Annotated in this window: 7 protein-coding genes (1 of these 7 running past the window's edge); 4 read left to right on the top strand and 3 right to left on the bottom strand. The window is 68.9% G+C overall.

Annotated elements, in window-relative coordinates; genetic code table 11:
• A partial coding sequence (locus ACFX43_RS02915) for an NAD(P)H-binding protein (RefSeq protein ID WP_378816794.1) occupies positions 1-187 on the bottom strand: 187 nt, incomplete at its 3' end.
• A 91-nt stretch (positions 188-278) separates the two neighbouring features.
• Here ACFX43_RS02915 and ACFX43_RS02910 point away from each other — a divergent pair.
• Positions 279-656, top strand: a complete 378-nt coding sequence (locus tag ACFX43_RS02910; RefSeq protein WP_350717688.1) for a helix-turn-helix domain-containing protein — start codon at positions 279-281, stop codon at positions 654-656.
• Here ACFX43_RS02910 and ACFX43_RS02905 read toward each other — a convergent pair.
• Positions 645-1,115, bottom strand: coding sequence for a winged helix-turn-helix transcriptional regulator (locus tag ACFX43_RS02905; protein ID WP_378816790.1), 471 nt, complete (start codon positions 1,113-1,115; stop codon positions 645-647). The two genes, ACFX43_RS02910 and ACFX43_RS02905, sit on opposite strands and share 12 nt — an antisense overlap.
• Positions 1,116-1,206: 91 nt before the next feature.
• Here ACFX43_RS02905 and ACFX43_RS02900 point away from each other — a divergent pair, with 91 nt between their 5' ends.
• Both ACFX43_RS02900 and ACFX43_RS02895 read left to right on the top strand, forming a co-directional pair.
• On the top strand, positions 1,207-1,797 hold the full coding sequence (locus ACFX43_RS02900) for a dihydrofolate reductase family protein (protein WP_378816787.1): 591 nt from the start codon (positions 1,207-1,209) through the stop codon (positions 1,795-1,797).
• 20 nt (positions 1,798-1,817) lie between these two features.
• Complete coding sequence (locus tag ACFX43_RS02895) at positions 1,818-2,213, top strand: pyridoxamine 5'-phosphate oxidase family protein (protein WP_378816784.1); 396 nt, start codon at positions 1,818-1,820, stop codon at positions 2,211-2,213.
• A gap of 10 nt (positions 2,214-2,223) precedes the next feature.
• Here ACFX43_RS02895 and ACFX43_RS02890 read toward each other — a convergent pair whose 3' ends face one another.
• A complete protein-coding gene (locus ACFX43_RS02890; protein WP_378816781.1) occupies positions 2,224-2,793 on the bottom strand; it encodes a TetR-like C-terminal domain-containing protein in 570 nt (189 codons plus the stop codon).
• Positions 2,794-2,840: 47 nt separating this feature from the next.
• On the opposite strand from ACFX43_RS02890, the gene ACFX43_RS02885 reads away from it, so the two are divergent.
• Positions 2,841-3,195 carry the 5' portion of a VOC family protein gene (locus tag ACFX43_RS02885; RefSeq protein WP_355020452.1) on the top strand. 14 nt of this gene lie beyond the right edge of the window, so only the first 355 of its 369 coding nucleotides appear in the window; its start codon is at positions 2,841-2,843; its stop codon lies beyond the right edge, outside the window.

Below are 3,195 nucleotides of genomic sequence, written 5' to 3'. Positions count from 1 at the left end.
CGCCGGCCAGCGCCGGCGCCAAGGTCGTGACGTCGGAGAGGTCGGCCACCGCGGTGGCGACTCCCGGCCGGGTCGGCAGCGGGGCCGACATCCCGCGCGAGACGGCTGTGACGGTGTGCCCGGCGTCGGCCAGCAGCTCGACGAGCGGTTGCCCGACGTTCCCCGTCGCTCCGGTGATGACGATCATCGAGGTCTCCAATCAAAGGTTGAGATCTGCGTTCGAAACGACGTTAGATCCCTCGATACAGTGGGTTCCCCAAGGTAAGTATTGGAGCGACATGACCTGGCGTCCGAGCACTGACGAGCCGGTGGCGGCCTGTCCGATCACCCCGGCGGTCGAGCTGATCTTCAGCCGATGGACCACCCCGATCCTGTGGACGCTGCACGAGTTCGGCACCCAGCGTTTCGTGGAGCTGGAGCGCCGCCTCGGCACGATCTCCTCGAAGGTGCTGACCCAGCGCCTGCGCCAGCTCGAGCGCGACGGCCTCGTCGAGCGCCGCTACCACGCGGAGGTGCCACCGCGGGTGGAGTACGACATCACCGACCTCGGCCGCAGCCTGCAGCCGGTCTTCGCCGCCGTCGGCAACTGGTCGGAGGCGAACATGCCCGCCGTGGAGACGGCGCGGCAGGCCTACACCGGTCCGCTACCCCGCTGAGACCGGCTCCGGCGCAGCCCCCGGCCCGGGCAGCACATCGATGTCGTCGGCATGCATCGGTTCGCCGCAGTGCGAGCACCGCAGATCGACCCGCCCGATCTCCCCGCACGCGTGATGCCGGTAGAGCACCGGCGGCCCGGCCTCGCCCGCGAGCCACTTGTCACCCCAGCCGACCATCACCATCAGAACGTCGACGAGCTCGCGCCCCTTCGCCGTCAGCACGTACTCATAGCGCGGCCGGTTGTCGTACGCCTGCCTCTCCAGCACCCCGTGCTCGACCAGGTGCCCGAGCCGCTCGGTGAGCACCTTCCGCGAGATCCCGAGATCCGCCTGGATCTGGTCGAACCGGTTCATGCCCACCCAGATGTCGCGCAGCACGAGAGGCGACCACGGCTCCCCGATCACATCGAGCGTCCTCGCGATCGAGCAGGCCATGTCACCGAAGTTCGTACGTTGCATGACACGAATCTACCATTTGGGGTTCCTTGAGGGAACTCAAAGTGTTACGGTCACAGAGTCTCTTCAGGAAACTCAGATTCAGGGAGCGAACATGAGCAAGGTCCTCGCAGCACTCTCGGTCTCCGTCGACGGCTTCATCACCGGACGTGGCCCCGGCCCCGGGCGCGGCCTGGGGGACGGTGGCGTCCTCTTCGAGTGGTACTTCGACGGTGACACACCCAGCCAGGTCTTCGACGGCTTCAAGCTCTCCGAGCCGAGCGCCCTTTTCTTCGACGCCCTGGCCGCACGCGACGGGGTCAGTCTCGCCGGCCGCAACACCTACGACGACTCCGGCTGGGACAAGGGAGGAGCGCCGCATCCCACCGCTCCGCTGGTCGTCCTCTCTCATCGTCCCGCTCCCGCGACCCACGACCGCCAGACCTTCGCCACCACCATCGAGGAGGCGATCGCCCTCGCCAAGGAGCGGGCCGGCGGCAAGGACGTCGGACTCATGGGCGGCGGCGTCGTGACCGAAGCGCTGAGCGCGGGCCTCGTCGACGAGATCGTCCTCCATCAGGTCCCGGTCCTCCTCGGTGCCGGCCGCCGCTTCTTCAACGAGCTCCCCGAGCACATCTCGCTCGAGATCGTCGAGGTCGTCCCCGCCCCCGGCGTCACCCACCTCCACTACCGCGTCATCCACTGACCGCAGCAAGGAGAAGACCGATGATCAACCCCGACGTACGCCCCTTCCTCGAGGGGACCGCCCTGGCCCATGTCGCCACGATCGGGCCCGACAGCGCCCCGCGCACCTCCCCGGTCTGGATCGGAACCCACGGCGACCACGTCGTCTTCCTCACCGGAAACCGCGGCCGCAAGTACCGCAATCTCCACACCGACCCGCGCATCGCGCTCTCCCTGGCGCCGCAGGAGAACGACTTCATGCCGGTCATCCTCCGCGGCCGAGTCGTCGGCTGGATCGAGGACGAGACCCGCTGGGGAGTCATCGACGAGCTCGCCACCCGATACACCGGCGCGCCCTATCCCCGCGACGTCGACGCGTACGGCGACCGTGCCGTCGCCCTGATCGACCTCGACTACCAGCACATCGGCGTCGGCTGAGCCCGCCGGATCATCGCTCCCCGAGAACGGTCGCGACCAGCCCCTCGACCTCCTCCGTACGCAGCGGCACCGGCGTCATCAGCCGTCGATAGAACACCGCCCCCGCCAGCGCTTCCGCCGCCCGCTCCGGATCTCCGACATCCTGCCCCGACTCCCGCAGCCGGGTGAGCGCATCGACCAGCCGCGTACGCCGCTGCGCGCTGTAGCGGTGGTGGAGCTCCCGCAGGCCCGGGTCACGCTCGGCACCGTCGAGCACGGCGGGGAGACAGTCGGACATCAGGGACGACTGCATGGCGGAGGCGAGATGGGCGACGATCGCGACCACATCGGCGCGCGGGTCCTGGCCGCCGGCTTCCGGGCGCGGCTGCACGTTGAGCGTCTCCATGGCCGCCGCGACCAGGCTGAGCCGGTCGTGCCCCAGGCGGTAGATCGTGCTCCGGGCGACGCCGGCACGGGTCGCCACCCCGTCGATGCTGAATCCGCCGTATCCCCGCTCGGCGAGCTCCGCGAGCGCCGCTTCGAGCACTCTTTCCCGGCTGCGCACCACTCGGGGATCCGTACGCCCTTGACGAGAAGCCATGCGAGGAGCCTACTATGCAACAGTAGTGTTGCAGAAAGGAGAGACAGATGATCCCAGGATTCCGCTACATCGTCGACGACATCACTGCCGCCGTCGCCTTCTACCGCGAGCTCGGGTTCGAGGACGTCGGTCCGAGAGCCGGCGGCTTCGCGATGCTCGAGGGTCACGGGCTGCGACTGATGCTGAACACCCCTGGTGCCGGCGGTGCAGGGCAGGCCGCCGACGACGGCAAGGTTCCGAGCCCCGGTGGCTGGAGCCGAATCCAGCTCGAGGTGGCCGATGTCGACCAGGAGCTCCGGCGTCTGAGCGAAGCCGGCGCTCGGGTACGCACCAGTCGCATCGATGGCCGGGGCGGTGCCCAGGCCGTGATCGAGGACCCGGCCGGCAACCCGGTCGAGCTCT

The organism is Nocardioides sp. YIM B13467, assembly GCF_042788075.1.
GTDB lineage: Bacteria > Actinomycetota > Actinomycetes > Propionibacteriales > Nocardioidaceae > Nocardioides.
The sequence above is the reverse complement of the archived record's forward strand: the minus strand, read 5'-3'. Positions and strand labels throughout refer to the sequence as shown.

Coding starts and splice junctions, on each gene's coding strand:
- ACFX43_RS02910 (WP_350717688.1), top strand. CDS start 279: ATGACCTGGCGTCCGAGCACTGACGAGCCGGTGGCGGCCTGTCCGATC.
- ACFX43_RS02905 (WP_378816790.1), bottom strand. CDS start 1,115: ATGCAACGTACGAACTTCGGTGACATGGCCTGCTCGATCGCGAGGACG.
- ACFX43_RS02900 (WP_378816787.1), top strand. CDS start 1,207: ATGAGCAAGGTCCTCGCAGCACTCTCGGTCTCCGTCGACGGCTTCATC.
- ACFX43_RS02895 (WP_378816784.1), top strand. CDS start 1,818: ATGATCAACCCCGACGTACGCCCCTTCCTCGAGGGGACCGCCCTGGCC.
- ACFX43_RS02890 (WP_378816781.1), bottom strand. CDS start 2,793: ATGGCTTCTCGTCAAGGGCGTACGGATCCCCGAGTGGTGCGCAGCCGG.